We start from the raw sequence: 261 nt of genomic DNA on the forward strand, positions 1-261 counted from the left end.
CGCCCAGTTGAACAGGGCCGTGCGCACCATGCCCATATGGGGCGTGCCGGTGGGGCTCGGGCAGAAGCGCACGCGGACCTCCGCGCCGGAGGCGTCGGGGGTGGGTGCGGTGGCAGGGGCGTGGGTCACGCGGGGATTCTCCTTCGAGGGGGACGTCGGGGCGCTCAGCGCCGGACGACAGGATTGGTGAGGGTGCCGATGCCCTCGATGGTCACGTCGACGCTGGCGCCGGCCTCGACCGTGCGCACCCCGGCCGGGGTG

Annotated in this window: 1 protein-coding gene; it reads right to left on the reverse strand. The window is 74.3% G+C overall.

Features of this window, described 5'->3' with window-relative positions; translation table 11 throughout:
* On the reverse strand, positions 1 to 129 hold a 129-nt coding region (locus tag MJ643_RS31625), incomplete at its 3' end, for a glutamate--tRNA ligase family protein (RefSeq protein WP_348773351.1).
* Positions 130 to 261 lie beyond the last annotated feature (132 nt).

Source organism: Pseudomonas sp. PNPG3 (assembly GCF_023093815.1).
GTDB lineage: Bacteria > Pseudomonadota > Gammaproteobacteria > Pseudomonadales > Pseudomonadaceae > Aquipseudomonas > Aquipseudomonas asiatica.